The sequence below is a fragment of the Mycobacterium sp. genome, assembly GCF_050701675.1.
GTDB lineage: Bacteria > Actinomycetota > Actinomycetes > Mycobacteriales > Mycobacteriaceae > Mycobacterium.
The window spans coordinates 1-3,321 of the sequence record NZ_JBOGDD010000424.1; the positions used below are offsets into that span (position 1 = coordinate 1).

At 65.6% G+C, this 3,321-nt stretch carries 5 protein-coding genes; 1 reads left to right on the forward strand and 4 read right to left on the reverse strand.

All coding sequences use genetic code 11. The features are described 5' to 3' along the window. The 4 genes from ACRDUX_RS12805 to ACRDUX_RS12820 all read right to left on the reverse strand — a co-directional run. On the reverse strand, window positions 1-306 hold a 306-nt coding region (locus ACRDUX_RS12805; protein ID WP_526414402.1), incomplete at its 3' end, for an SDR family oxidoreductase. After that, window positions 303-953, reverse strand: coding sequence for a nucleoside/nucleotide kinase family protein (locus tag ACRDUX_RS12810; RefSeq protein WP_526414403.1), 651 nt, complete (start codon window positions 951-953; stop codon window positions 303-305). The genes ACRDUX_RS12810 and ACRDUX_RS12805, both read right to left, overlap by 4 nt. Before the next feature lie 19 nt (window positions 954-972). Further along, window positions 973-1,623: a transaldolase family protein gene (locus tag ACRDUX_RS12815; protein WP_526414404.1), complete on the reverse strand. Its 651-nt coding sequence runs from the start codon at window positions 1,621-1,623 to the stop codon at window positions 973-975. 192 nt (window positions 1,624-1,815) lie between these two features. Further along, the gene (locus tag ACRDUX_RS12820) at window positions 1,816-2,832 is read right to left on the reverse strand and encodes a LacI family DNA-binding transcriptional regulator (protein ID WP_526414405.1); all 1,017 of its coding nucleotides are present in this window, start codon (window positions 2,830-2,832) and stop codon (window positions 1,816-1,818) included. 43 nt (window positions 2,833-2,875) lie between these two features. On the opposite strand from ACRDUX_RS12820, the gene ACRDUX_RS12825 reads away from it, so the two are divergent. Then, the gene (locus tag ACRDUX_RS12825) at window positions 2,876-3,169 is read left to right on the forward strand and encodes a tyrosine-type recombinase/integrase (RefSeq protein WP_526414406.1); all 294 of its coding nucleotides are present in this window, start codon (window positions 2,876-2,878) and stop codon (window positions 3,167-3,169) included. Window positions 3,170-3,321: the final 152 nt, after the last annotated feature.

The window sequence follows — 3,321 nt, forward strand, 5'->3', positions numbered from 1 at the left end:
GTCGAGGACACCGCCGAAGAAGCCAACGCCGGCGTTGGCCACCACGCTGTCGACGCGGCCGAAGGTCTTGACCGCGGCCTCGAGTACGGCGACCGCCGATTCAGGAAGGCCCGCGTCTGCGCCGACGGCCACGACACGGTCCCCGAACGCGTCGACGAGTGGGGCGATCCTGTCCGCGTCCAGATCTGTGGCGACCACGGACGCACCGGCTTCCAGCAGCTGACGGGCGGTGGCCGCCCCGATTCCCGACCCGGCGCCGGTCACCACCACGACGGTGCCGGTCAGGTCGCGTAGCGCAACGGTCATGATCGCCCCTCGATGTACTGGACGACGAGATCTGCGCGCGTCCGCGTCTGCTCGATCAGTTCGGCGTTGCGCAGATCGACCTGGTTGGTCCACTCCGCGGCCTCGGCGTGCGTCTTTCCGAATCGATGATGGCGGTCGATCAGACGCTCGGCACGAACGTCCTCGGGCACGTCGAGAAACCACACCTCGTCCAGCGTTTCGCGGACCTGCTCCCAACCGCCGTCGTTCATCAGCAGGTAGTTGCCTTCTGTCACGATCAGGGGCGTCGAAACCGACACCGCCACAGCGCTTCCAATGGATTCATCAAGAGCCCTGTCGAACCTCGGGGCGTAGAGGACATCGCCGGTTTGACTGCGCAGTGCCCGCAGCAGCGCCACGTAACCACCGACGTCGAACGTATCGGGCGCACCCTTGCGGTCGCGGCGGGCCAGCCGGATCAACTCGCTGTTCGCCAGGTGGAACGCGTCCATCTCGACCAGGGTGGCCCGAGCCCCGAGTTGGGCGAGAAGGGCCGCGCCGAGGGTCGTCTTCCCCGCGCCAGGAGAGCCCGTGATGCCCAGGAGTCGGCGCTGGCTCGTCGAGGCGAGATGGCGGGCCCGGTCGACGAGTTCGTCGAGAGTGGCGGTGACCGCCGTCGGCATGGTCATGACGTGAGTGCGCTCCGTGTCACCAGCGTGCGGAGATGGCATCGAAGGTGGCGGCCGACTCCTCGGTCAGCCTCTCGTCGAACAGGGCGTTGGCCACTGCAGGCGGCAGCGCGAAGGCGTCGACGCCGTGCCGGGTCAGGTAGACCAGGTCTGCGGTACTGCGCACGCTGGCGGCCAACACGCGCGTGGCGCTCTCCGACGCCCGCAGTAACTCGACCATGGCGACGGTCTCGATGCGCGCGTCACGGCCCGCGTCGGCCATCCGCCCCACGTACGGGGCGAGGTACGTGGCGCCGGCGCATGCGGCCGACACCGCCTGCATGGCCGAGTAGACCACGGTGATCAGGACCGGAATGCCCTCTGCCGCAAGGCGCGAGGCGGCCCGTGTGCCGGACCGCGTGGCGGCTACCTTGATGACCACCTTGTCGCCGAGTTCGGCGAGCTCGCGGCCGCGCTTCTCTAGCTCGTCAGCGGAATCGCCCCACGTCTGGACGAACACCTCCTGCGCGCCCGCCGCGACCGCCCACCGATAGACCTCGGGGATGTCCCTTCCCGACAGGCCGGCCCGGTCGAGGATGGTGGGGTTGGTGGTGATTCCACGGAAGATACCCACGTCCAGCAACGGTTCGACGTCATCGCGTGCTGCGGAATCAACGTAGAGAGACAACACGGAAAGCTCCTTGGTGCGGTCGGCTCTTCAAGCCGGTGGCCGAGAAATCACCTGGCCCTTCGTACGCCAGTGTCCGCATGCCACTCCTCTGAAGGTGCTCTATGACAACGTTGTCACAGGAAGTGAAGCACATCACGAGTGTTTATGACAACGTTGTCATAGAGATCGGTCGAATTTGATCCTCGCGGGCCGTCAGGACGGCTGATCGACGCGACCGAGGTAGGGCCCCGGTATGCGACTGCTGTCTCGCTCGACAACCGAGACAGCCAGCAGCTGGTGCCTTTTCAGTCGCTTGCCGGGTTCGGTGATCCGGCGAAACAACCGCTCGACGGCAATGCGCCCCAAGTCGTCGGGTCGCTGATCGACCACCGAAACGGACGGCTGCAGCGAATCCGACATCGGGATGTCCCCGAAACCGACCAGAGCCAGATCAGTGCGCTTGATCCGGTGAAGGTGAGGGACCAGCTCTCGGGTGGTGGTGGAATTGGCGGCGAACACCGCGGTCGGCGGCGATGGCAACGCCAACATCGCATCGACCATTGCGGGCATGCTCTCGCCGTGCCAGTAGCCCTCCAGCTCTGGGTCCGCGGGTATCTGGAACTTGGCGAGCGTTGCGTAGTAACCCGCCCTGCGGCGTTCCAGCGTGACCACGGTACCGGCCGGTGCGAGCAAAGCGATCCGACGATGGCCCATAGCGATCAACGACGTGACCGCTTCGGCGGCCCCTTTGGCGTCGTCCTCAGTCACGCTGTCGGCTTGCAGATTCTGCGGCGGACGATCGACGAACACCATGGGGATCTGCGCTGCCCACGACGCGAGGTATCGGTGATCGTGGCTGATCGACGCGAGGATCAGGCCGGACACCTGCCTGCGAAGCATCGCTTCCAACGCCGTCCGCTCCTCCTCCGGAGTCTCGCCAAGGCCGGTCACCAAGGCGACGGTGTCCCGCAGCCGAGCTTCGCGTTCGACCGCGCGAGCGATGGTGCCGAAGAACGGATCGGCCAGGTCGGGGACGGCGATGCCAATGGCGGAGTCCCTTCCGAGCCGGAACGACTTGGCCAGCAGGTTGGGCGTGTAGTTCGTCTGCTCGATGGCTTGCTGGACCCGTTGGCGGACCCCGTCGGAGATGTAGCCGTCGTCGTTCACGACCCGCGACACCGTCTTGATGCTGACGCCGGCACGCAGCGCCACATCGCGCATCGTCGTCATGACACTTCCGATCGTCGGTAGGACCTCGAACGCTATGACAACGATGTCACATCGTCGCGCGTTGGCACGTGATGCTCGTCCGCATGCTCTTACGTCGCGGTGGGCACGGATGCTCAAGGCCGCCGGCGTTCGTCATATCCGATATCACGATGAGCGCCACACCTGTGGAACTCTCATGCACCTTGAGAATGTCCCAACCGCTTTGATCTCAGCTTGGCTCGGGCACGCATCAAAGGCTTTCACGATGGCGACATACGTGCATTCGCAGCCTGAGGCGTTGGCGGCCGCCGCAGAGAGTTTCGCGAAGGTCGCGGGGAACGGCAAGCAAGTTCGCTGATCCCTTAGGGATGCTCGGCCGTAGGCAAAGGTACGCCACGCGTCGGCAGCGCGTGTCCGCCGGACTACGGAGTCACTGCCCTCGGACTTCCCGCGACGATGGAAAGTGACTCGGACGCAGCCCCCATACGCGCCATGTGCCGTCCGTACAAC